Origin of the sequence: Variovorax sp. PAMC28562, from assembly GCF_014303735.1 — a bacterium.
Classification (GTDB): Bacteria; Pseudomonadota; Gammaproteobacteria; order Burkholderiales; family Burkholderiaceae_C; genus Variovorax.
Map to the genome: position 1 here is coordinate 3073861 of NZ_CP060296.1, position 22429 is coordinate 3096289.

Genomic DNA, 22429 nt, shown 5'->3' on the forward strand with positions numbered 1-22429 from the left:
CGCTCAGTCGGTCGCTTTGCGCAGGTTGTGCTTCGCCTGGGCTTCGCAGGTGGCGTGCATGCCGGGCGTGGCGTAGAGCGGATCGCGATCGAAAAAGTGCCGAAGGATATTTCGGCGGCGCGGTTCGAAAACCTCAGGCGGCACATGTGCGTATTCGGCGCGGATCTGCCGCTCGTATTCGTCGAAGCGCTCGGTCGGCGCGCCGAGCACCGACAGGTCGATGTCGACAAGCAGCCGTGCATCGTGACCTTGTGGAACGGCATCGTGCCGGGTGGCCAGGATCAGCGAATGAATGCGAGCCGCAGCGTCGACCGAAACGCCTGCGGCGATCAATGCGTCACGCGCCCAGTCGGCACTGCGCTCCTCGTTGTCGTGAGCGTGCACGTCGTAGATTGCGTCGTGAAACCACAGCGCCAGTGAGATCTCTGCGGGACGTTCCGCTGCATCCTTTTCGCGCTCGAACCAGGCGATGCATTCGGCCAGATGTTGCAGTGAGTGGTAGTGGCGCTGCGGCTCGGCCCATGCCGTCATCAGTGTTCCAAACAGGGCGGGGGAGGACGACAGGTCGAGCGACGCCCAAGTCGCCCGCCAGTTCGCGAGCAGCGTGTCGTGGGTGTTTGCAGCGACGTCTTGCACGGGTCCCATCAGCGCATCGCCGCCTTGATTTCATCGCCCAGTTCGAGCACCGACATCGCGTAGTAGCTCGACCAGTTGTAGCGCGTGATGGCGTAGAAGTTCTCCGTGCCGGCGACATAGGTCGGCGCATCGCCGCCGTTCTGCAGTTCGATCAGTGCGAGCAATCCGGCGTACCGCGTCGCGTCGCCCTGAAGCACGCCACCGGCCGCGCTGAAGCTGTCTGCGCTGAAGGTCGGCAGGATGTCGGGCGCGAGCAAGACCGCCTTCTTGAGCCGCGTTTCATCGAAGCCGACCGGGAAAGTCGCGGGTCGACCCGGCAACCAGTGGAACGCCTTGAAGTAGTTGGCAACGGAGCCGATCACGTCGGCGGGGCTGTTGACCAGATCGATGCGGCCATCGCCATCGAAATCCACCGCGTACTTGGCGATGCTGCTGGGCATGAACTGCGGCATGCCCATGGCGCCGGCGTAACTGCCGAGCGGCGCGAGTGGATCGGCAGCGGTGCGACTTTCGGTGCTCAAAAAGCTTTCGAGCTCGCCGCGGAAGAAGGCCTGGCGCTCGACTGCACGCGGATGGCCTTGCGGAAAGTCGAACGACAGCGTGGCCAGCGCATCGATCACGCGGAAGCGACCCATATCGCGCCCGTAGATGGTCTCGACGCCGATGATGCCGACGATGATTTCCGGCGGCACGCCGTAGGTCGCTTCGGCCCGTGCCAGCGTGTCGGCGTGGGCGCGCCAGAAGCGCACGCCGGCCGCGATCCGCACCGGGTCGATGAAGCGGCTGCGGTAGACGCGCCAGTTCTTCAGCGTGCCCGCCGGCGCCGGCAGCATCAGCCGCGGCACGTTCGACAGATAGCGTGCGCTGCCGATGGTGGCTCGCACCCATTCGCGATCGAGGTTGCGGCGCGCTGCCACGTCGTCGGCGAAGCGCATGGCATCTTCGCGGGTCGAGTAGGGGATGCCGCCGCGCACTGCGGCTGATGCGGTGGCTGCAGTCGCCGCGGTCGTGCGCTTGGCGGGCGCCTTCTGTGCCGCCGCCGGCATCGCGACGATGGCGGCGCCGAGCATGACGACCAGCATGGCGACGATGGGGGAATTGGGCTTCGAAAGAGAACGGCGCATGGTCTGATTGTGCCGCTGACGCGCGCCAGTTCCGGCCGCGTCAAGCGGCGACCTCAGCGTGGCCAGGCGAGCCGTCGGAACTCCGCACGCAGCCCGCGCAACGTGGTGTCTGCTTCGGGCGATGCCCGTGCATAGCGCTGCGCCTCCAGCTTGAGCAACCAGTCGTGCGTCGCCTGCCCCGCGGGGCCGAAACGCTCTCGCGTCTGCAGTGCCATCTGCCGCGGTGGCGCCGCATCCGGAAGCTCCAGCCCGGCGCGCTGCAGTCGGTTGCGCGCCTGCCTGAGCAAGCGGAGCCATGGATCGTGGCTGCGCCGGTCCCACAAGGTCCAAGCGGCGCCGATCAGGCTGGCACCAATGAGCAGATAGATCAGTGCGTAGGCCAGGTCTTCCAGGCTGGGCGCGTCGAAGCCGATGTTTTTCAGCAGGTTCAGCTGGCTGCTCTGCGTGTAGTTGAGCACCCACTGGTTCCAGCCGTTGTTGATGGCCTCCCAGGCCGCGCGCATGTCGATCGCGAAGGTCGGGGCCATTGCGCCGATCGCACCGGCAAAAATGCCTGGCTCTGGCACCAGCCGCTGCAATCGGCCGACACGGCCCGGCGCCACCGCGCCGGTCGGGTCGACGCGTTGCCAGCCGCTGCCCTCCTGCCATACCTCCGCCCACGCATGGGCGTCGCTGTTGCGCAGCACCCAATAGTTGTCGATGACGTTGAGTTCGCCGCCCTGATAACCGGTGACGATGCGCGCCGGAACGCCGAGCGCCCGCATCAGGATGACGAAGGACGAAGCGATGTGCTCGCAAAAACCCTCCTTGCGGTCGAACCAGAACTCGTCGGCAGTATCGTTGCCGTAGATGCCGGGGTCGAGCGTGTAGGTGTAGCCACCGGTGCGCAGTCGTTCGAGCACCGCACGCACGAGCGCGGGCGTGTCGGCGCCGGCCAGTGCGGGGTCGCTGCGCATCTGCGCGGCCAGCGCGACCGTGCGCGGGTTCGAGCCGTTAGGCAAAGCTTGGTAAGCCTGCAAAGAAGCAGTGCGCTGCAACGGACCGCTGGAGAACTGCGTGTAGCTTTCGGCGCGGTATCGCACGAGGTCGTTCAGCGTGCGGTTGGCGAACCACTGCAGGTCGGACGTGCCCGTCACCTCGATACCGGCTGGCACCCGCGGTGCGCTCGACGCGGCATCCAGCGTCAGCACCCAGGGCCGATTGCTGGCTTCGAGCGTGACCTCGTAGCGCACTGGCGCGCCCTGCACACGCAAGTTGGGTTGCAGCGCGCCGCGAGCCCAAGGCAGCAGGGCCGTCCACTCGCGGCCATCGAATTGCGCCAGCACCGGTCCGCGAAAGTACATGTCGCGCTGCGCGGGCACGGCACCGTCGAACTTGATGCGCGCCGCGATGGTGTCGTCGAGCGCCAGTTGCGCGATGGTGCCGACGCGCATGGTGTTCGATAAGCCGCTGCGTCCCGCCATCGCATCGCCGGGCGTGCCCCACAGTGGCGCCAGCCTCGGAAACAGCAGGAACAGCGCCAGCATGATCGGGGCGCCGGCCAGCGCCATCCAGCCCGCCGTCTTTGCAGCCTGCGTCAACGGCGGACGACCGACCGGCATGTGCGCATTGACCAGCGCCGTCAGCAGGCCGAGCAGCGCGACCAGCATCGTGATGGCGGTCATCAGCGACTGCGAATAGAAGAAGTTGGTGAGCATCGCGAAGAAGCTCAGAAAGAAGACGACGAAGGCGTCGCGCCGCGCCCGCAGCTCTAGCGTCTTGAGCGCCAGCAGCACGATGACCAAGGTGACGCCGGCATCGCGGCCGAGCAAGGTCCGGTGCGTTGCAAAGGTGGCGATCAGCGTGACCGCGAGCAGGGCAGCGCGCCACCAGCGGCCGGGCAGCGGCCGTGCCTGCACGGCCAGCGTGCCGCGCCACAGCAGCACGGCGGCGGTGAGGCCGGTGCACCACCACGGCAAATTGCCGATTTGCGGCAGCACCACGATGCCGATGACCACGAGCAAAAACAGCGTGTCCCGGGCGTCGCGCGGCAGGGCGGCGAGTCGCTTCAGCATGTCGCCAGCACCTCCAGGCAAGCGCGGCGGTGCGCTTCCCCTTGCGATGGCTTGAGCGTGCGGCCGGCCACGCGCAGGCCGTAGTCGACGCCGAGCCGATCGGCCATCGACACCCAGGCGCACAGGCGCGACAGGCGGGCTTCGAGATCGGGCAGTCCGGTGGCTTCCGCATCGAGCCACAGCTCTTCGCGCTGGGCCTGTTGCGCGTCGCGGCTCACCAGGTCTTCCGACCCGGCAGCCTGGGCTTTGGCCGCCTTCTTCCAGACCACGAGCTTGAGCGGATCGCCACGCCGGTATGCGCGCACGCCGTCGTATTCGCCCGCGCCTTGCGAGCGCATCAGTGCGGCCGAAGCGGCCTGGCCGGACAATGGCTCGCCGGGCGGCAGCGGCGGCGGATGCAACTCCGGCGCCGGGTACACCAGCATTTGCGCGGCGGGGCGCCAGACGGTCCAGACGCGAAAGGTGCCGAGCGGAAAGCGCGTCTCCGCGGTCAACGGCGGCACCGGATGCAAGCCGCGCGTTTCCGGCTGGAAGGCGATCTCGACGGTGGCGCTGCTCTCGGCCGGCACATCGGTCCAGGCCCACTGCCCGCTGCCGCGCACCGCCATCCCAATGCCGTAACGCACCGAGCGTCGCGCGTTGTGCAGCACCACGCGAAACACCGCGCCCGCCCTGGCGTACTGCGCTTCGGGTGCGATGAGGTGCATCGACAGGCCGCGCAGCGTGGCGTGGGAAACGTGCATTCCGACCGCGACACTGCCGGCCAGCAAAAAGGTGAGCAAGTAGCCCAGATTGAGCTGGTAGTTGATCGACGCGATGAGCAGCACCAGCAGGGTGGCGCCGAGCATCCAGCCAGCGCGGGTCGGCACGATGTAGACGTTGCGCTGTGTCAGCTCCAGCGTGTCCGACGGCGGCCGGCGCGACAGGAACCAGCGGTCGATGCGGCCCCGCAGCGCCGCGACAGGGTTCATGGAAGCGGGACCGCCGCGATCATCGCGCGCACCTGTTCGACCGAGCCGCGACCGGCGTCGCCGACCGGAGTCAGCCGATGCGCGATCGTTTGTGGCAACACCGCCTGCACGTCGTCCGGCGCCACGTAGTCGCGATTGGCCAGCAGCGCCTGTGCCTTGGCCGCGCGCAGCACTGCGATGCCGGCGCGCGGCGACAGGCCCTGAAGAAACCAACGGCCATTGCGGGTTGCGGCGATCAGGTCCTGCACGTAGTTGAGCAGCGCTTCGGCCGCATGCACCTGCTGGACCTTTTGCTGGAGTGCGGTGAGTTCGCCCGGTGTGAGCAACGCCGGCAAGCCGCTGAGCATCTCGCGGCGGTCGGCACCGGCCAGCAACAGCCGTTCGGCGGCGCGGTCGGGGTAGCCGAGCGAGATCCGCATGAGGAAGCGGTCGAGCTGCGATTCGGGCAGGGCGAAGGTGCCGAGCTGGTCGTGCGGGTTCTGCGTGGCGATCACGAAAAAGGGCGTTGGCAGCGGCCGGGTCTCGCCTTCGACCGTCACCTGCTTTTCTTCCATCGCTTCGAGCAGCGCGCTTTGGGTCTTGGGGCTGGCACGGTTGATTTCGTCGGCCAGCAGCACCTGCGCAAAAATGGGCCCGGGGTGGAACACGAAGGCCTGTTGCGTGCGGTCGTAGATCGCTACGCCGGAGAGGTCGCCCGGCATCAGGTCGGCGGTGAACTGCACGCGTGAAAAATGCAGCCCGAAGGTGTGCGAAAGCGCATGGGCGAGGGTGGTTTTGCCCACTCCCGGCACGTCCTCGATCAGCAGGTGCCCGCCCGCCAAAAGGCATGCCACGCAGTCCTTGACCTGGGCCTCTTTGCCCACAATCACCGTGTTAAGCTGACTCAGAAGACTGGCGAGCTTTGCGGCGACGCCCATTTTTGTATCCATATGCAAACAATACCGTAAGGTCCAACAGCCCTGTGCTGAACGAGGCTTCGGCGGGCGACAGAGACATGGGAAAAACCGGTTACTTCATTCATCGCGACTTCTGGAAGCACGAGATGGGCCGGGGTCATCCCGAATGCCCCGAGCGGCTCGATGCCATCGAAGACCGGCTCCTCGCCACCGGCGTTGCCGATGCGCTCGAACGCTGCGAAGTCCCGCTGGCCACGCTGCCGCAAATCACCCGGGCGCACAGCGTCGCGCACCTCGAACATCTTGAAGAGTTGAGTCAGCGGCTGATAGCCGATGCGCCCGCAGGCGGCCCGGATCACGCGCCGATCGACCCTGACACCTCGCTCAACAAGTTCACCGTGCTGGCCGCGCGCCGTGCTGCCGGTGCAGTCATCGCGGCGACCGACGCGGTGATGGCCGGGGAGCTCGAAAACGCTTTTTGCGCCGTGCGCCCGCCCGGTCATCACGCCTGCCACGACAAGGCGATGGGCTTCTGCTTCTTGAACAACGTCGCGATTGCTGCGCGCCACGCGATCGAGGTGCACGGCCTGAAGCGCGTCGCTGTCGTCGACTTCGACGTGCACCACGGCAATGGCACGGAAGACATCTTGTCGAACGATCCGCACGTGCTGATGGTCGGCATCTTTCAGCACCCTTTCTACCCGTTCAGCGGCGCCGAGCATCCGGCCGCCAACATGCTGAATCTGCCCGTGCCGGCGTACACCAAGGGCATGGATGTGCGCGAGCTAATAGAGATGATGTGGATTCCGCGGCTCGAAGAATTCCAGCCCGAGATGATCTTCATCAGTGCCGGTTTCGATGCGCACCGCGAGGACGATCTCGGCCAGCTGGGCCTGAACGAAAACGACTTTGCCTGGATCACCGGACGGGTGCGCGATATCGCCAAGCGCTATTCCAAGGGCCGCATCGTGTCGATGCTCGAAGGCGGCTACAGCCTCGACGCGCTGGCCCGCAGCGTCGAAGCGCACGTGCGGGTTTTGGCTGACCTGTGACCGCGGACTTGTGACCAGCGCGTGAAGATGGGGTCGATGGATTTCAGCCAGTTCTCCGAGCGCCTGTCGCAGGTCGATCCGCGCAGTGTCGCGATCGAAGTGGCCGTGCTGTTCGCATGCGTCGCGCTGGCATGGATCGTGTGCCACTGGTTCGGCCGCGACCAGCCCAAGGATTCGATTTGGTTCGGCGAGCGTCTCTGGGACGGGTTGCTGTTCCCGCTGCTGGCGCTGCTGTTCTGCGATCTGGCGCGACGCGGTGCGGCGAGCTTCCTGCCGGTGGTCGTGCTTCGCATCGCCGTGCCGGTGTTCCTGTCGCTCGTCGCCATCCGGCTTTTCGCGCGGGTGCTGCGGGCCGTGTTCCCGACTTCGGCGCTGGTGCGGCTGGCCGAGCGCACCATTTCCTGGATCGCCTGGATCGCAGCGGTGCTGTGGATCGTCGGGCTGCTGCCGCCGGTGCTGGCCGAACTCGATGCAATCTCGCTGGACTTCGGCAAAACGCACGTCAGCGTGCGGACAATTCTGGAAGGCATCTTCTGGGCCGGCGTGGTGATGGTGATCGCACTGTGGATCTCCGCCACGATCGAAAAACGCATCCTGCGCGAGGCGGTATCCGATCTGTCGATGCGCAAAGTGGCATCGAACGCGGTGCGCGCTGCGTTGCTGCTGGTCGGTCTGCTGTTCGCGTTGTCGGCGGTCGGGGTCGACCTCACTGCGCTGTCGGTGCTGGGCGGTGCGGTCGGCGTCGGCCTGGGCTTCGGTTTGCAGAAGCTCGCGGCCAACTACGTGAGCGGCTTCGTCATCTTGCTGGAGCGCTCGATCCGCATCGGCGACAACGTCAAGGTCGACGGTTTCGAAGGCCGTATCACCGACATCAAGACGCGCTACACACTGGTTCGTGCTGGCAATGGTCGCGAGTCGATCGTGCCGAACGAAACGCTCATCACCAGCCGGGTCGAGAACCTGTCGATCGCCGACATGAAGTTCAACATCACGACCAACATCGTGGTGGGCTACGACAGCGATGTGGCGCAAGTGCAGAACATTCTGTGCGACGCCGCCAAGGCGCAGGCGCGGGTTTTGAGCGACCCGGTACCTGTTGCTTACCTGGTCGCCTTCGCGCCGGACGGGCTCGAGTTCAGCCTCAACTTCTGGGTCGCCGATCCGGAAAAGGGCAAGGACAACGTGCGCTCCGCCATCAACATCGCGATGCTTGAAGGTCTGCGCGTTGCGCATATCGACATTCCGTTTCCGCAGCGCGTGGTGCGCGTCGAATCTTTGCCGACCGCGCCATCGGCAGGTGCTTTGCCCGAACGCGGCACTCGCCTATAATCACACAAAAGCACGATCGTTCGTTTTTGTGTCCTGCCCACCTGCACGGTGGGGTCGGGTGATCGATATGAACAGTCCACGCAGAGGTCGCCGCCTAGAATGTTTGGCTGCCCTGCGGCACACCGGTTTCGTAAATCCAATGGAGTCAAACCAATGAAGGTTCTGGTACCCGTCAAACGCGTCGTCGACTACAACGTCAAGGTCCGCGTCAAATCCGACGGCAGCGGCGTGGACATCGCCAACGTCAAGATGAGCATGAACCCCTTCGACGAGATCGCCGTCGAAGAAGCGGTCCGCCTCAAGGAAAAAGGCATCGTCACCGAGGTCATCGCCGTCTCCTGCGGTGACGTCAAGTGCCAGGAAACCCTGCGCACCGCCATGGCCATCGGCGCCGACCGTGCCATCCTGGTCGAAACCACCGCCGAGCTGCAGCCCCTGGCCATCGCCAAGCTCCTGAAGGCGTTGGTCGACAAGGAACAGCCGCACCTCATCATCCTGGGCAAGCAGGCCATCGACGACGATGCCAACCAGACCGGCCAGATGCTCGCGGCTCTGGCCGACCTGCCGCAGGCCACCTTCGCCTCCAAGGTCGACCTGGCCGCCGACAAAGTCACCGTCTCGCGTGAAATCGACGGCGGCATGGAAACCCTCACCCTGAACCTGCCGGCCGTGATCACGACCGACCTGCGCTTGAACGAGCCGCGCTACGTCACCCTGCCCAACATCATGAAGGCCAAGAAGAAGACGATGGACGTCTTCAAGCCCGAAGACCTGGGTGTGGACGTCACCCCCCGCCTGAAGACCCTGAAGGTCTCGGAACCGCCCAAGCGCGGTGCCGGCATCAAGGTGGCCGACGTGGCCGCCCTGGTCGACAAACTGAAGAACGAAGCGAAGGTGATCTGAACATGACCGCATTAGTTATTGCCGAACACGACCACGCCACCATCAAGCCGGCGACCCTGAACACCGTCACCGCGGCCATCGCCTGCGGTGGCGAGGTCCATGTGCTGGTCGCCGGTGCCAATGCCGCCGAAGCCGGCAAAGCCGCCGCCCAGATCGTGGGCGTCGCCAAAGTCATCGTGGCCGACAGCGCCAGCCTGGCCGAGAACCTGGCCGAGAACGTCGCCGCACAGGTCCTCGCGATCGCCGGCAACTACAGCCACATCCTGTTCCCGTCGACCGCTAACGGCAAGAACGTCGCCCCGCGCGTCGCCGCCAAGCTGGATGTCGCCCAGATCAGCGACATCACCAAGGTCGATGCGCCGGACACCTTCGAGCGGCCGATCTATGCGGGCAATGCGATCGCCACGGTGCAGTCGAGCGACAAGACCATCGTCATCACCGTGCGCACCACCGGCTTCGACGCGGCAGCCGCGACCGGTGGCAGTGCCACGATCGAAACCGCCGAAGGCGTGGCCGACAGCGGCAAGAGCGCCTTCGTCGGCCGGGAAGTGACCAAGAGCGAGCGCCCTGAACTGACGGCCGCCAAGATCATCGTCTCCGGGGGCCGGGCCCTGGGCAGTGCCGAGAAGTTCCAGGAGATCATGGCACCGCTGGCGGACAAGCTCAATGCGGGCCTGGGAGCCAGCCGGGCTGCCGTGGATGCAGGCTACGCGCCGAACGACTGGCAAGTGGGCCAGACCGGCAAGATCGTGGCGCCGCAGCTGTACATCGCTGCCGGCATCTCTGGGGCCATCCAGCACTTGGCCGGCATGAAGGACTCCAAGGTGATCGTGGCGATCAACAAGGACGAAGAGGCGCCGATCTTCTCGGTGGCCGACTACGGGCTGGTGGCGGACTTGTTCGTGGCCGTGCCTGAATTGGTCAAGGCGCTTTGAGTTCGCGCAACGTCGGGTAAGTCATTCAAGGGCATCGTTCGCGATGCCCTTCCTGTATCTGGAGACAAAGACATGAGCTACATCGCACCGATCAAGGACATGCTGTTCGACATCGAACATCTGGCCGACATCGCAGAAATCGCAAAAATGCCCGGCTTCGAAGACGCCGGCCTGGAGACGGCGCAGGCCGTGCTCGAAGAATGCGCCCGGTTCAACCAGGACGTCATTGCGCCGCTGAACGTGGCGGGCGACCGCAATCCGTCGTCGTTCAAGGACGGCGTCGTCACGACCACGCCGGGCTTCAAGGAAGCCTTTGCGCAGTACGCGGCGGGCGGCTGGCAGGGCCTGCAGCATCCGCTTGCTTTTGGCGGTCAGGGCTTGCCGAAAACCATCGGCGCAGCCTGCGGCGAGATGCTGAACTCCGCCAACATGAGCTTCGCGCTGTGCCCACTGCTCTCCGATGGCGCGACCGAAGCGCTGCTGACCGCCGGCTCCGAAGCGCTGAATGCGATCTATCTTGAAAAGCTCATCAGCGGGAAGTGGACCGGCACCATGAACCTGACCGAGCCGCAAGCCGGCAGCGATCTGGCGATGGTGCGCAGCCGTGCCGAGCCGCAACCCGACGGCACGTACAAGGTCTTCGGCACCAAGATCTACATCACGTACGGCGAGCACGACATGGCCGAGAACATCGTCCACCTCGTGCTGGCACGCGTGGTCGGTGCGCCCGAAGGCGTGAAGGGCATCAGCCTCTTCGTCGTGCCGAAGTTCATGGTGAACAAAGATGGGTCGCTCGGCGAACGCAACGACGTGCACTGCGTCAGCATCGAACACAAGCTCGGCATCAAGGCCAGCCCGACTGCGGTGCTCCAGTACGGCGATCACGGCGGCGCTGTCGGCTATATCGTCGGCCAGGAGAACCGAGGCCTCGAGTACATGTTCATCATGATGAACTCGGCCCGCTATGCCGTCGGCATGCAGGGCATCGCCATCGCCGAGCGCGCCTATCAGCACGCGGTGGCCTACGCCAAAGACCGCGTGCAGAGCCGCCCGGTCGATGGCTCGATGAACGCCAGCGCGCCGATCATTCATCACCCCGACGTCAAGCGCATGCTGATGACGATGCGTGCGTACACCGAAGGGTGCCGAGCGATGGCCAGCGTGGCCGCGGCCGCCTACGACGCTGCGCATCACCACCCCGATGCCGACACGCGCAAGCAGAACACCGCCTTCTACGAATTCCTGGTGCCGCTGATCAAGGGCTACAGCACCGAGATGAGCCTGGAAGTGACGTCGCTTGGCGTGCAGGTGCACGGCGGCATGGGCTTCATCGAGGAGACGGGCGCCGCGCAGTACTACCGCGACGCCAAGATCCTGACGATCTACGAAGGCACGACCGCCATCCAGGCGAACGACCTGGTCGGCCGCAAGACGGCGCGCGATGGCGGCCAGACAGCCAGGGCCATCGCCGCACAAATCGAGAAGACCGAAGCTGAACTCGCCAAGCGCGACAGTGCCGATGCGGCTGCCGTCTTGAAGCGCCTGAAGGCCGCGCGCGAAGCCTTTGTCGAAGTCGTCGGCTTCGTGGCGACCAATACCAAGGCATCGCCCAACGCGGTGTTCTCAGGCAGCGTGCCGTACCTGATGCTGGCCGGCAACCTGATGGCGGGCTGGCAACTGGCGCGCTCGCTCATCGCGGCCGAAGACCTCGCGAAGGCCGGCACCGACCTGGCATTCATGAAGGCCAAGGTCGCTACTGCGCGCTTCTATGCAGAGCACATCCTGAACAAGGTGCCTGCGGTACGCGACAGCATCGTCGATGGCGCCGACAGCGTGACCGCGCTGGCGCTCGAGTCCTTCTGACTCTCGACTTCTGAACCCGACTTTCCGACCCTGATTCAATAACTTCAAAAAGACAACAGACCATGTCGAAACTGCCACCTGTGCTTGCGAACCTGCCGCTGCCCATCATCGGCTCGCCGCTTTTCATCATCAGCACACCGAAGCTCGTCATCGCGCAGTGCAAGGCGGGCGTGGTCGGTTCCATGCCGGCGCTGAACGCGCGTCCGGCGGCGCAACTCGAAGAGTGGCTGATCGAAATCACCGAGGAACTCGCGGCCTACAACAAGGCCAATCCGGACAAGCCGGCCGCGCCGTTCGCCATCAACCAGATCGTCCACAAGAGCAACGACCGGCTCGATCACGACATGGAAATGGTCGTGAAGTACAAGGTGCCGATCGTCATCACCTCGCTCGGCGCGCGCACCGACGTGAACGAAGCCATCCACCGCTACGGCGGCGTCGTGCTGCACGACATCATCAACAACAAGTTCGCGAAGAAGGCGATCGAGAAGGGCGCAGACGGCATCATCGCCGTGGCCGCAGGTGCCGGTGGCCATGCGGGCGTGAAGAGCCCGTTCGCGCTCATCCAGGAAATCCGCCAGTGGTTCGACGGCCCGATCGCGTTGTCGGGCTCCATTGCCACCGGCGGCGCGGTGCTCGCAGCGCAGGCGATGGGGGCTGACTTCGCCTACATCGGCACCGCCTTCATCGCGACCGAAGAAGCGCGTGCCAGCGACGAATACAAGCAGGCGATCGTCGACGGCAGCTCCGACGACATCGTCTATTCGAACCTTTTCACCGGCGTGCATGGCAACTACCTGGCGCCGAGCATCGTGGCCGCCGGCATGGACCCGGCCAACCTGCCTGAAGGCGATGTGACGACGATGAACTTCGCATCCGGCGATGGCAGCAAGGCCAAAGCGTGGAAAGACATCTGGGGTTCGGGTCAGGGCATCGGTGCCGTGACGGAGGTCGGCACGGCCGCCATGTTCGTCGAAAAGCTCAAGCGCGAATATGCCGAGGCAAGGGCCCGCCTGTCGCTCTGACATGCCGGACCCGGTGGACGTGTCGACGGTGGACGACCGCGCGGCGCGCATACCGCTGCTCGACGCCGTCAAGGGACTGGCGTGCCTGGTCATCGTCGGCCATCACCTGGCGCGCTACGGGCCGATGCCCGAAGTCGCGTTTCCGTTGGCGCCTGCGCTCATCCACTGGTTGTCGACCGATGGGCGCCTGGCCGTACAGGTGTTCCTGGTCATTGCCGGTTTTCTGACTGCTGGCAGCATGGCCCCGGCAGGGCAGCTGAACGCCGGCAGGCCGCTGGAACGTATTGCGCGGCGGTACCTGCGGCTGATCATTCCGTACCTCGCAGCGCTCATCGTCAGCGTGGTCGTGGCCGCTTTCGCAAGGCCCTTGCTACACGACGACGCGGTGCCCGGCGTACCCAACCTGATGCAGCTGCTGGCGCATGGATTGCTGCTGCAGGATCTGCTCGGCTACGACGCTTTGTCGGCCGGTGTGTGGTACGTGGCGATCGACTTCCAGTTGTTCGCGCTGTCGCTGGCCGCGGTTGGCTTGGCGGCATGGGTCGAGCGGCACTGGCGTCGCGGCAGCGAAGACGCGCAGGACATTGGCGACATGAGCAACATATCCAACAGCGTCGCGCGTTCGTTGCGTGCGCATTGGATTGCCGTGGTGATCGTGTTCGGCCTCGCCACGAGTTCCCTCGTTTTTTTCAATCTCCACGCTGAACTCGACGCGACGGCGCTTTACTTTTTCGGCGCCTATGGTTTGGGGATGTTGACGTTCTGGATCGGTTGCGCCGACCGGTCCGACAAACACGGCAGTCCGGCAGCATGGCGTGCCGGCTTTCTCCTGTTGGCGTTGCTCGGCGTATCGGCATTGGCGTTCGAGTGGCGCAGCCGCATCGCCATTGCGCTCGCGACGGCGCTCGCGATAGCGGGAGCGCAGCGTTTGCATTGGCTGAAGTCGTCTGCGTGTCCGGCGTGGGCCCAGCCGCTCGCACAACTCGGACGCATGTCGTACTCCCTGTTCCTGATTCACTTTCCGGTGATCCTGCTGGTCAGCGCGGTGGTCAGCCATTGGGCACCTGCCGCCCCCTGGATCGACGCAGCGGGCATGGTCGCGGCCATTGCACTCTCGCTGGCGGCAGCGTGGGTTCTCTATCGCCGCATCGAGTTGCGCCCCGCGAGCTGGCGCGCCGTGCTCGCGCTGTTCGCCGGGCTGCTGGTCTGCGGCTTCCTCGTTTCGCTCTGAGCCGGGCGAACCGCCGGCACCGCCGGTGTCCACGCGCAGCGCTGGCCGATCTCCGGTCCTTTTCTTGACACAGATCAATTCGGCCTTCTAGGCACGGTTGCGTCTCGCAGGCGCAGCGGGCAACCTCACGGCACGGACTGGCGGCATCGACGAGCGCCGGCCATGTTGTGCAAACCTTCAGCGATTGCTGAAACTAAAAAGAACATGAAGAAGATGGGATCTGCCTCGGCTGCCTCGGCTGCGCCGACTCCCGCCGCCCCGGCGCCCTCGCTGCGATTCTTCGCGGCGACCGGCGTGGGCGGTGTGTTGCAGGCGGCGGCGGCGTTGCTCTGGTTGCCTCAGGCGGCGTTGCTGGCTTGGGCGGTTCAGCGCATGTCGCAAACAGTCGGCCATCGAGGCGATACCGATGTCGCAGGTCTCGCGATCGCAGCGCATTCCGGGTCATGGACCGAGTTGCTGTCGCCTGCGCTGTCCGCTGTGCTTGCGCCGGCGCTCGGCATCTTGGCGCTCGGCCTGCTGCGCGCGCTGCTGGACGCGTGGGGCACGCGCCAGCTCTTCGGCAAAGCGCGCGCCCATCTGTCGATTTTGCGTGCACGGGCCGCGGCGGCGCTGGCAAGCGGCTCACCGCTCGACCGCCATCGCCCCGCCTCCGGTGCCGCCTCCAGCGTGATCGCCGAGCAGGCCGAAGCGCTCATGCCGTATCTCGTGCGCTATCAGCCGGTGCGTCTGCGCGTCACGCTCGTGCCGTTGGTGATCCTCGTCGTGGTCGCGAGCCTCTCTTGGGTCGCTGCGCTCGTGTTGCTCGTTGCGGCGCCGTTGATCCCCGTGTTCATGGCACTCGTCGGCTGGCGCGCCCGCGCCGCCAGCGAGGCGCAGATGGTCGAGATGGGCAGCATGAACGCCTTCCTGCTCGACCGGCTGCGCGGCCTTGCCACGCTGCGTGCGCTCGGCGCTGTCGACCGCACGGCCGAGCGGCTCGGCGACGCCGCGCAATCGCTGCGCCGCCGCACGATGGCCGTGCTGCGCATCGCGTTCCTGTCGTCGGCGGTACTCGAACTTTTCTCGGCGCTCGGCGTCGCGATGGTCGCGGCCTACGTTGGGTTCCACTTGCTGGGCACACTCCATTTCGGCACATGGGGCAGGCCGCTCGGCTTGGGGCAAGGCCTCTTCGTGCTGCTGCTGGCGCCAGCGTTTTTCGAGCCGCTGCGTGAGCTTTCGGCCGTTTGGCACGACCGTGCTGCCGGCGAGGTGGCATTGCAGGCGCTCACGGCGTTGGGTAACGGCACCGTGCGGTTGCCCGGCGCCGTCGTATCCATGAGCGCTCTCGCAGCCGATCCTGCGCCGGTCCGGGCGATCCATGCGGTGACCGCGGCCAATGCAGCTTCCAGCACCACGAGCGTCAACGGCAAGGCATCGTCACCGCATTCCGCGCCGTCCGTCGTCGTGCGCCATTTGCACTTCACACACGTCGGCGAGGCGACACTTTTTTCCGACATCAATCTGCGGGTCGCACCGGGCGAACACGTCGCCTTAGTGGGCGAGAGCGGTGCCGGCAAGACGGCGCTGTTGTCGTTGCTGGCTGGCCTGCTGCCGGCCGACAGCGGCGACATCGTCATCGGCGGCACTGTGCTGACAGACCGCAGCGTCGGCGCGCTGCGCCAGCGTATCGGCTGGATGGGCCAGCGGCCGCATGTGTTCGCGGGCTCCGTGCAAAGCAACGTCGGCCTCGGTCGCATCGGCGTCGATGCAGCGCGCATCGAAACCTCGCTCGGCTTCGCGGGCCTCGCCGATGTGGCGCAAGCCCGATTGGGTGTTGCGCTGGGCGAGGGCGGCGGTGGACTTTCGGGTGGTGAGGCGGTGCGGCTGGCGCTGGCGCGTGTCGTGGTGAATGCGGGCGTCGATCTGCTGCTCGTCGATGAGCCAACAGCCCACCTCGACACCGAAACCTCGCTGCGCGTGACCGATGCGCTAATGGCGCTGGCGCGCGGCAAGACTCTGATCGTTGCGACGCATGACCCGGTGCTGGCCGCGCGTCTGGATCGGGTGGTCAGCCTGGGCGCAGCCGACACTTTTGAAGTGCGCGAAGTCGTGAGGGAAGCCGCATGAGCACCGCCCGCAAGGATCGCGTCAGTCTGATCCTGCGCCCCTTTCTTGCCACGCAACCCCGCGCATTGCTGCTCGGCGCTCTGCTTGCTGCAATCACCGTGCTCACCGGCATGGCGCTGCTCGGCCTTTCCGGCTGGTTCATCACCGCGACGGCGCTGGCCGGTGCCAACGTCGCGACCGCGTTCATGTTCGACGTCTTCATGCCTTCGGCCGGCATCCGCTTGCTGGCGGTCGGCCGCACGGCCTCGCGCTACGGCGAGCGACTGGTCACGCACGACGCGACCTTCGCCGTGCTGGCGGCGTTGCGCGTGCAGCTGTTCCGCGGCTGGGCGCGTGCCGGTGCCGCGCGCGAGTTGCTGATGCGCCCATCGCGTGTGCTGTTCAGGCTGACCTCGGACATCGACGCGCTCGAGTCTTTGTATTTGCGGCTCGTCGTGCCCGCGATGGCGGCATTGGGCGCTGCGGTGCTGGCCGGCGTCGTCCTCGGCTTCATGCACATTGGCCTGGGCATCGCGTTGGCGGTATGGCTCGTCGCAAGTGGTTGGGGCATCGCCTTCGTCGTGGCACGTCGCGCGCGACGGCCATCGGTGCAACGTGCGCATGCGATCGAAGTGCTGCGTGCACGCGCCGTCGATCTTGTCGCCGGGCAGAGCGACCTCATCATGGCCGGCCGCATCGACGCGCAGCGTGCTGCGCTGGCCGACGCCGATCGGCGCCTTGCCGCAGCCGACCTCGCGTTGAATCGCCTAGAAGCCAACGCCGGTGCAGCGTATGGCATGGCCGGCACGATCAGTTTGGTAGCGGTGTTGCTGGCGGTCGGCGTGCTGGTCGGGGAGGGCCGAATCGGCGCGCCGGCTGCTGCACTCGCGCTGTTGGTCGCGCTCACTGCGGTCGAGCCCTTCGCTGCCATGCGGCGCGGCGCGCTCGATGCAGGACGCACCTGGCTGGCAGTGCGGCGACTCGCGCCGCGCATGGCGCTGGACGATATGCAGTCGAAGCCGTTCACATCCGGCTCGATCGCACCATCGGCGCCATCGGCACCGACCGCATCGAGCGAGTCCGTCGGCGCTGCCCTGTCCAACGCCCCCGCCTCGCTGACGAGCGGCATCGCATTGCGCTTCCACGAAATCACCGCTGCGCCTTCCAGGGCCGGCTCGGACGTCTTGCACGGCGTGTCGCTGCGCATCGACGTCGGCGAGCGCGTTGCGTTGATCGGCCCCAGCGGCGCCGGCAAGTCCACGCTGCTCGCCATCGCGGCCGGCGAGTTGACGCCACGCTCCGGCACCGCCGTGATGCTGCCTGCCTGCCTGCTCACGCAACGCACCGAACTGTTCCAGGACAGCCTGCGCGATAACCTGCGCCTCGCTGATCCTTCAGCCGACGACGCTCGCCTCTGGCACGCGCTCGAAGCGGCAGGCCTCGCACCCGACATTCGCACCGCCGCTGCAGGCCTGGACATGCGACTCGGCGAAGGCGGCCTCGGCCTGTCGGGTGGCCAGTCGCGCCGGCTCGCGCTCGCGCGGCTGTTGCTGCGCCCCACGGACTTCTGGCTGCTCGACGAGCCGACCGAAGCGCTCGATACAGAGATCGCACGTGACGTGCTGCAGCGCCTTGCGCAACACGCCGGACCGCGCACCGTACTCATCGCCACGCACCTGCGCCGCGAGGCCGCGCTGGCCGATCGACTGGTCCGCATGGAAGCCGGCCACATCGTCGCCGACCTGCGTCGCGGCACCCCCGGTTTCGAAGCGGCGCTGCGTGCGCTGCGCCCCGATTGAAGAAGAAAGAGAAAAGGAAACCCCATGGACTTCGACATCGTTGCACTGTCCCGATTGCAGTTCGCCGCCACGGCGCTTTATCACTTCCTGTTCGTGCCGCTCACGCTCGGGCTGTCGATCATCCTGGCCATCATGGAGACCGTCTACGTGATGACGGGCCGCGTGATCTGGCGCGACATGACCAAGTTCTGGGGCGTGCTGTTCGGCATCAACTTCGCGATGGGCGTTGCGACCGGCGTGGTGATGGAGTTTCAGTTCGGCATGAACTGGAGCTACTACAGCCACTATGTCGGCGACATCTTCGGCGCGCCACTGGCCATCGAAGGGCTGATGGCTTTCTTCCTCGAAGCGACCTTCGTCGGTCTGTTCTTCTTTGGCTGGGACAAGCTCTCCAAGGTCGGCCATCTGACGACGACCTGGGCCGTCGCCATCGGCTCCAACTTCTCGGCGTTGTGGATTTTGATCGCGAACGGCTGGATGCAGAACCCGGTCGGCGCGGCCTTCAATCCGCAGACGATGCGGATGGAAGTGGTCGACTTCTTCGCGGTGCTGACCAACCCGGTGGCGCAGGCCAAGTTCGTGCACACGGTGTCGGCCGGCTACATCTGTGCGTCGGTCTTCGTGCTCGGTGTCTCGGCGTGGTACCTGCTCAAAGGGCGCCACATCGAACTGGCCAAGCGCTCGATGACGGTGGCCGCGTCCTTTGGCCTGGCCGCCTCGCTGTCGGTCGTCGTGCTGGGTGACGAGAGCGGCTACCTGTCGAGTGAGCACCAGAAGATGAAGCTGGCCGCCATCGAAGGTATGTGGGAAACCAAGCCTGCGCCGGCCGCCTTCACTGTCTTCGGCTTCCCCGATCAAACTGCCCGCGAGACGCACTACGCGCTGCACATCCCGGCAGTGATGGGACTCATCGGCACCCGCTCGCTCGACACGGTGATCCCTGGCATCGACGAACTGGTGAAGCGCGCCGAGGTCCGCATCCGCGAAGGCATCAAAGCCTACGACGCGCTGCAGCAGATTCGTGCGGCTGGCAGCACGCAGACCGTGTCGCAAGGCGTGCGCGACACCTTCGAGAACAACGCACCCGAACTCGGTTACGCCTTGCTCTTGAAGCGCTACGTCGACGACCCGAGGCAAGCCACCGACGAGCAGATTTCCAAGGCCGCTTGGGACACCGTGCCGCAGGTGCTGCCGTTGTTCTGGCTGTTCCGCATCATGGTCGGCATCGGCATGTTGCTGATCGCGTTGACCGCGACGTTCTTCGTGCTGTCGGCGCGCCGCAGGCTCGACGACCACCGCTGGTTGCTTAAGGTTGCCGTGTGGTCGATCCCGCTGCCCTGGATCGCCATCGAGGCCGGCTGGCTTGTGGCCGAATTCGGGCGCCAACCGTGGGTCATCGAAGGCGTGTTGCCGACGGCGGTCGCGGTGTCGGACCTCGGCGTGAAGACCTTGCTGCTCACCATCTTCGGCTTCATCGCGCTGTACACGGTGCTGCTGGTCATCGAGGTCAAGTTGATGCTCAAGGCGATCCGCAAGGGGCCCGAGCACGAGCATGCGCCCGACGTCGGCGAATCGCACCAGCGCATCGTGCCGGTCGCCCACTTTCCTCTTGCTTCAGCGGAGTAAATAATGACCCTCACCCAACTCATCGACTACGACACGCTGCGCCTGATCTGGTGGGCACTGATCGGCGTGCTGCTGATCGGCTTCGCGGTGACCGACGGCTTCGACCTCGGCACCGGCATGCTGCTGCCGTTTGTCGGGCGCAACGACCTGGAGCGCCGCGTCGTCATCAACAGCGTCGGCCCCGTGTGGGAAGGCAACCAGGTGTGGTTGATCCTCGGCGGGGGCGCGATTTTCGCGGCTTGGCCGCAGCTCTACGCGGTGTCGTTCTCGGGCTTCTACCTGGCGATGTTCGTGATTCTTTCGGCGCTGATCCTGCGGCCGGTGGCTTTCAAATTTCGCAGCAAGCGCGAAGAGCCGGCGTGGCGTGCGCGCTGGGACTGGGTGCTGTTCTTCAGCGGTGCCGTGCCTGCGCTGATCTTCGGCGTGGCAATCGGCAATGTGCTGCAAGGCGTGCCGTTCCGCTTCTCCGACGACATGCACATCCTGTACGACGGCACCTTCTTCGGCCTGCTGAATCCGTTCGCGCTGTTGTGCGGGCTGGTGTCGGTGGCGATGCTCGTGACGCACGGTGCTGCGTGGCTCACGCTCAAGACCTCGGGCGCTGTGGCGGAGCGTGCGCGCCTCTACGGCATGGTGGCGGCGCTGGCGACCATCGCGCTCTATGCGCTGGCCGGCATCCTGCTGGCATCGTTCATCGGTGGCTACCGCATCACCAGCGTGATCGATACGGTCGGACCATCGAACCCGATGCTGAAGACGGCGGAGTTGCACGCGGCGGCATGGCTCGTCAACTACACCGCGCATCCGTGGACGATGCTCGCGCCGCTGGCCGGCTTCATCGGTGCGGCAGGGGCTTTGGCCGGCCTCGCGTTGCGCCGACCGGCGCTTGCGCTGCTGACCGCCGCGCTCGCCATCGCCGGCATCATCGCCAGCGTCGGCGCATCGATGTTCCCGTTCATCCTGCCGTCCTCGATCGACCCGCGCGCCAGCCTCACGGTGTGGGATTCGTCGTCGAGCCACATGACGCTTTTCATCATGCTGGTCGTGACCTGCATCTTCATTCCCATCATCGTGGCGTACACGACCTGGGTCTATCACGTGCTCTGGGGCAAGGTCGACGAAGTCGCGATCCGCCAAGAGACCGGCCACGCCTACTGACCCGAGCGAGGAACAAACGATGTGGTACTTCTCCTGGATCCTCGGACTGCCCCTGGCGGCCGCCTTTGCCGTGCTCAATGCCATGTGGTACGAGCTGATGGACGACGACGCGATTCGTCGCGAAAAGCTCGATACGCCGGAGCATTCGCACAATCAGGAACGGCTTTAGGGCCGCCGAGGGCGGTGGGTGTCCCGGGGCGGGGCCGAGGGCGGCCCCTTCCGCTCATGTCCCCCGGCCTTCGGCCTCCTCCTTTACTTCGCTGCAGGGGTCACCCACCGCCCTCGGCCTTGGAAGTGTCTGTGCCGTTCGACGGCGCGAGCACGGGTTTGTTGAGGAGGCTTGGCGGGATGATCGTGTCTTTTGCATTGCAACGTGTGGCATTCTTCAGTTGGCCGCTTTCGGGCCACAACCAGACACTCTCGATGACCCCATGACTCTCATCCCCACGTTCATCCTCTGCCTATTCATCGGCGTTGCCGCCCTCCTAAACAAGTTCGCTGCGAAGGGTCGGTTCTTCAATGGCGCTTACTTGTTCCTGTTCATCTCCCTGCCGGCGGCGCCAATCCACTTCGCGACTCACTGGACCATGGGGCTATACGAAGGCGCAGGCACTGCTGCCGGCATCTGGCTGTGGCCATCCCTGTTCGCATGGTGGCTTGGCAAGAAGTTCGTAGCCAAGTACCCGTTCTCGTATCCCTCGGTCCTGTGGACCAAGTCCAAAGCCGCCGAAGAGGAGCAGCCCGACCCCCTTTCCAATGTGGTAACGGGTACCAACGCTGCTACCCCTTCTTGGATGTCTGACAACAAGAAATCCTGGTGGAAGTAACCAGCCGGGGACCGGCACCGCCGCTCCAACGGCCGCTATGGAGCGAGGCGTACAGCCGCTTCAGGCCCGAAGCTGACGGTCGCGCACCCCGATCAACCACGGCCCTTGGATGGCTCAGGCCGGTGGGGTGTACTGCGCAGCGAAGTAAAGGAGGAGGCGAAGCCGGGGGACATGAGCGAAGTAGTGCACCGCGCCGGCCTGAGCCTCGCACCTGCGCTTCTCAAACCTCCTTCTTGTTGTCCTTGCCTCGCCGATCAGACGCTCCTTGGTCGTTGAGGTCGTGCATCTCGCACAAAAGCTCTTGCGCGTGACGCTAGGCATCGCCGGTCTGGGTTTCGAGCAGCGCATTGCGTGGCATTGACAACATAGGTTCGATCTCGCGTCGTCGGCGCTCTTCGGCCAACACGCGAAACATCTCCCAGGCGTCCGACGGTGGCTCGATAAAGATCGCGCTTATTTCCAGGGCGTAGGCGCCGGCACCTCAGCCGCAGCCTCGACATCCACGCTCTTGAAGTCCGCCGGCGACACGATTTCCAGGTATTCCATGTCCGGTGAGTAGTCGAACAAGAAATGCCGGATGCCGGGGCGCTGGTGCACCACGTCGCCGGCCTCGACCAGTGTTTCCTTGTCCTCGTACATGAATTTTGCCCAGCCCTTGGTCATGATGACGATCTGGAAATCCGCCTCATGTCGGTGCCATCCCGTGCCCTCTTCCGGGGGCATGTTCGCCTTGACGAGGTGCGCGATGACGGCGCCGTTGGTGGCTTCGGCCACGCCCAGGTCGCGGTACAGGAAGAAGTCGCGCAGGCCGCCGGGCTTGAAATCGGTGTCGCCGGGTTTGACGTGCGAAAACTTAGTGGCGGTACGGTCCAGCATGAAGCGCTCCTTTGCGTGAATACAGAGGTGGGATTGGCA

General features: G+C 65.4%; 19 protein-coding genes and 1 pseudogene. 13 read left to right on the top strand and 7 right to left on the bottom strand.

The window, feature by feature from the left end:
* Positions 1-3: 3 nt before the first annotated feature.
* From H7F36_RS14475 to H7F36_RS14495, 5 genes are read right to left on the bottom strand one after another with little or no spacing between them, the layout of a single operon-like run.
* Positions 4-645: an N-methyl-D-aspartate receptor NMDAR2C subunit gene (locus tag H7F36_RS14475; RefSeq protein WP_187051481.1), complete on the bottom strand. Its 642-nt coding sequence runs from the start codon at positions 643-645 to the stop codon at positions 4-6.
* Positions 645-1760, bottom strand: coding sequence for a lytic murein transglycosylase B (gene mltB, locus H7F36_RS14480; RefSeq protein WP_187051482.1), 1116 nt, complete (start codon positions 1758-1760; stop codon positions 645-647). Before mltB ends, H7F36_RS14475 begins: the two co-directional genes overlap by 1 nt.
* A gap of 53 nt (positions 1761-1813) precedes the next feature.
* Positions 1814-3814: a transglutaminaseTgpA domain-containing protein gene (locus H7F36_RS14485; protein WP_187051483.1), complete on the bottom strand. Its 2001-nt coding sequence runs from the start codon at positions 3812-3814 to the stop codon at positions 1814-1816.
* Positions 3808-4785, bottom strand: a complete 978-nt coding sequence (locus tag H7F36_RS14490) for a DUF58 domain-containing protein (protein ID WP_187051484.1) — start codon at positions 4783-4785, stop codon at positions 3808-3810. The genes H7F36_RS14485 and H7F36_RS14490 overlap by 7 nt, the downstream gene beginning before the upstream one ends.
* Positions 4782-5702, bottom strand: coding sequence for an AAA family ATPase (locus tag H7F36_RS14495; RefSeq protein ID WP_187051485.1), 921 nt, complete (start codon positions 5700-5702; stop codon positions 4782-4784). The genes H7F36_RS14490 and H7F36_RS14495 overlap by 4 nt, the downstream gene beginning before the upstream one ends.
* Before the next feature lie 77 nt (positions 5703-5779).
* Between H7F36_RS14495 and H7F36_RS14500 the strand changes: the two genes are divergently transcribed.
* The 13 genes from H7F36_RS14500 (at position 5780) to H7F36_RS14560 (ending at position 21514) form a co-directional block, all read left to right on the top strand.
* Entirely contained in the window at positions 5780-6733 is a 954-nt protein-coding gene (locus H7F36_RS14500; RefSeq protein WP_187051486.1) for a histone deacetylase family protein, read from the top strand.
* Between the two features lie 36 nt (positions 6734-6769).
* Entirely contained in the window at positions 6770-8062 is a 1293-nt protein-coding gene (locus H7F36_RS14505; protein ID WP_187051487.1) for a mechanosensitive ion channel family protein, read from the top strand.
* Between the two features lie 153 nt (positions 8063-8215).
* Positions 8216-8965, top strand: a complete 750-nt coding sequence (locus H7F36_RS14510; RefSeq protein WP_187051488.1) for an electron transfer flavoprotein subunit beta/FixA family protein — start codon at positions 8216-8218, stop codon at positions 8963-8965.
* Positions 8966-8967: 2 nt separating this feature from the next.
* Positions 8968-9900 (top strand): electron transfer flavoprotein subunit alpha/FixB family protein, encoded by a 933-nt coding sequence (locus tag H7F36_RS14515; protein ID WP_187051489.1) that lies wholly within the window; start codon positions 8968-8970, stop codon positions 9898-9900.
* Positions 9901-9972: 72 nt separating this feature from the next.
* Positions 9973-11763, top strand: coding sequence for an acyl-CoA dehydrogenase (locus H7F36_RS14520; protein ID WP_187051490.1), 1791 nt, complete (start codon positions 9973-9975; stop codon positions 11761-11763).
* A 62-nt stretch (positions 11764-11825) separates the two neighbouring features.
* Positions 11826-12788: an NAD(P)H-dependent flavin oxidoreductase gene (locus H7F36_RS14525; protein WP_187051491.1), complete on the top strand. Its 963-nt coding sequence runs from the start codon at positions 11826-11828 to the stop codon at positions 12786-12788.
* Position 12789: 1 nt separating this feature from the next.
* A complete protein-coding gene (locus H7F36_RS14530) occupies positions 12790-14019 on the top strand; it encodes an acyltransferase family protein (protein ID WP_187051492.1) in 1230 nt (409 codons plus the stop codon).
* 213 nt (positions 14020-14232) lie between these two features.
* On the top strand, positions 14233-16125 hold the full coding sequence (cydD, locus tag H7F36_RS14535; RefSeq protein WP_187054986.1) for a thiol reductant ABC exporter subunit CydD: 1893 nt from the start codon (positions 14233-14235) through the stop codon (positions 16123-16125).
* Positions 16122-17903: an amino acid ABC transporter ATP-binding/permease protein gene (locus H7F36_RS14540; RefSeq protein WP_187051493.1), complete on the top strand. Its 1782-nt coding sequence runs from the start codon at positions 16122-16124 to the stop codon at positions 17901-17903. Before cydD ends, H7F36_RS14540 begins: the two co-directional genes overlap by 4 nt.
* A 24-nt stretch (positions 17904-17927) precedes the next feature.
* Positions 17928-19529 (top strand): cytochrome ubiquinol oxidase subunit I, encoded by a 1602-nt coding sequence (locus H7F36_RS14545; RefSeq protein WP_187051494.1) that lies wholly within the window; start codon positions 17928-17930, stop codon positions 19527-19529.
* Positions 19530-19532: 3 nt separating this feature from the next.
* Positions 19533-20687 (top strand): cytochrome d ubiquinol oxidase subunit II, encoded by a 1155-nt coding sequence (gene cydB, locus H7F36_RS14550; protein ID WP_187051495.1) that lies wholly within the window; start codon positions 19533-19535, stop codon positions 20685-20687.
* A gap of 19 nt (positions 20688-20706) precedes the next feature.
* Positions 20707-20856, top strand: a complete 150-nt coding sequence (gene cydX / locus H7F36_RS14555) for a cytochrome bd-I oxidase subunit CydX (RefSeq protein WP_187051496.1) — start codon at positions 20707-20709, stop codon at positions 20854-20856.
* Between the two features lie 262 nt (positions 20857-21118).
* Positions 21119-21514, top strand: a complete 396-nt coding sequence (locus H7F36_RS14560; RefSeq protein ID WP_187051497.1) for a hypothetical protein — start codon at positions 21119-21121, stop codon at positions 21512-21514.
* Positions 21515-21830: 316 nt separating this feature from the next.
* Here H7F36_RS14560 and H7F36_RS22250 read toward each other — a convergent pair.
* Positions 21831-21975: pseudogene (locus H7F36_RS22250) on the bottom strand (ArsR family transcriptional regulator); the annotation flags it as partial.
* Positions 21968-22390: a cupin domain-containing protein gene (locus H7F36_RS14565; RefSeq protein ID WP_187051498.1), complete on the bottom strand. Its 423-nt coding sequence runs from the start codon at positions 22388-22390 to the stop codon at positions 21968-21970. The pseudogene H7F36_RS22250 and the gene H7F36_RS14565, both read right to left, overlap by 8 nt.
* Between the last annotated feature and the right edge of the window lie 39 nt (positions 22391-22429).

Bases quoted from the DNA above. Each gene is read 5' to 3' on its own strand.
- H7F36_RS14490 (WP_187051484.1), bottom strand. From the start codon at position 4,785: ATGAACCCTGTCGCGGCGCTGCGGGGCCGCATCGACCGCTGGTTCCTG.
- H7F36_RS14520 (WP_187051490.1), top strand. From the start codon at position 9,973: ATGAGCTACATCGCACCGATCAAGGACATGCTGTTCGACATCGAACAT.
- cydD (WP_187054986.1), top strand. From the start codon at position 14,233: ATGGGATCTGCCTCGGCTGCCTCGGCTGCGCCGACTCCCGCCGCCCCG.
- H7F36_RS14525 (WP_187051491.1), top strand. From the start codon at position 11,826: ATGTCGAAACTGCCACCTGTGCTTGCGAACCTGCCGCTGCCCATCATC.
- H7F36_RS14510 (WP_187051488.1), top strand. From the start codon at position 8,216: ATGAAGGTTCTGGTACCCGTCAAACGCGTCGTCGACTACAACGTCAAG.
- H7F36_RS14560 (WP_187051497.1), top strand. From the start codon at position 21,119: ATGACTCTCATCCCCACGTTCATCCTCTGCCTATTCATCGGCGTTGCC.
- H7F36_RS14505 (WP_187051487.1), top strand. From the start codon at position 6,770: ATGGATTTCAGCCAGTTCTCCGAGCGCCTGTCGCAGGTCGATCCGCGC.
- H7F36_RS14515 (WP_187051489.1), top strand. From the start codon at position 8,968: ATGACCGCATTAGTTATTGCCGAACACGACCACGCCACCATCAAGCCG.
- mltB (WP_187051482.1), bottom strand. From the start codon at position 1,760: ATGCGCCGTTCTCTTTCGAAGCCCAATTCCCCCATCGTCGCCATGCTG.
- H7F36_RS14540 (WP_187051493.1), top strand. From the start codon at position 16,122: ATGAGCACCGCCCGCAAGGATCGCGTCAGTCTGATCCTGCGCCCCTTT.
- cydB (WP_187051495.1), top strand. From the start codon at position 19,533: ATGACCCTCACCCAACTCATCGACTACGACACGCTGCGCCTGATCTGG.
- H7F36_RS14565 (WP_187051498.1), bottom strand. From the start codon at position 22,390: ATGCTGGACCGTACCGCCACTAAGTTTTCGCACGTCAAACCCGGCGAC.
- H7F36_RS14495 (WP_187051485.1), bottom strand. From the start codon at position 5,702: ATGGGCGTCGCCGCAAAGCTCGCCAGTCTTCTGAGTCAGCTTAACACG.
- H7F36_RS14530 (WP_187051492.1), top strand. From the start codon at position 12,790: ATGCCGGACCCGGTGGACGTGTCGACGGTGGACGACCGCGCGGCGCGC.
- H7F36_RS14500 (WP_187051486.1), top strand. From the start codon at position 5,780: ATGGGAAAAACCGGTTACTTCATTCATCGCGACTTCTGGAAGCACGAG.
- cydX (WP_187051496.1), top strand. From the start codon at position 20,707: ATGTGGTACTTCTCCTGGATCCTCGGACTGCCCCTGGCGGCCGCCTTT.
- H7F36_RS14475 (WP_187051481.1), bottom strand. From the start codon at position 645: ATGGGACCCGTGCAAGACGTCGCTGCAAACACCCACGACACGCTGCTC.
- H7F36_RS14485 (WP_187051483.1), bottom strand. From the start codon at position 3,814: ATGCTGAAGCGACTCGCCGCCCTGCCGCGCGACGCCCGGGACACGCTG.
- H7F36_RS14545 (WP_187051494.1), top strand. From the start codon at position 17,928: ATGGACTTCGACATCGTTGCACTGTCCCGATTGCAGTTCGCCGCCACG.